We start from the raw sequence: 410 nt of genomic DNA, 5'->3' as shown, positions 1-410 counted from the left end.
CAAAGCACTTTTTGCCCTTTATTAGGCGCTTCATTCCCCCCCTGCAAAAACACGCCTTTCCCGGCGGGCTTTTCATCGAGAAACCCCGTCTTTTCGGGGGTTTAATTAAACGAAACCGGCCTTTCTTCCCAACGGGGATTTTTAAGTTTTTTTATACCGCCCCGCCAATAATTCCTTGCCGGGGTTGCCGGGGAACCGCCGCCGGATATTGCGGCTAACTGTAACAAACTCATTTTCGACAGGTCGTAAAGATATATTTTCTTTTTGGGCAATTTTTTAATTTCGCCCCATTCCTGTAAAATTTCCTGTAAATGAAATATCTCTTTTTCCCCGGTCAAATATTTGGGCATTTTTGTAAAGCCCTTATAAATAAGTTTTTTTTCTTCATTGACCGTCGAACCTGATAAAAT

Annotated in this window: 1 protein-coding gene; it reads right to left on the bottom strand. The window is 42.4% G+C overall.

Going from position 1 to position 410, the window contains the following annotated elements; genetic code table 11:
• Positions 1–101 precede the first annotated feature (101 nt).
• Positions 102–410 (bottom strand): hypothetical protein (locus tag ACYVTD_RS17275; RefSeq protein ID WP_461248867.1); only part of this gene is annotated, 309 nt, incomplete at its 5' end.

Source organism: Treponema sp. R6D11 (assembly GCF_054786075.1).
This window is presented reverse-complemented; position numbering and strand designations above follow the sequence as displayed.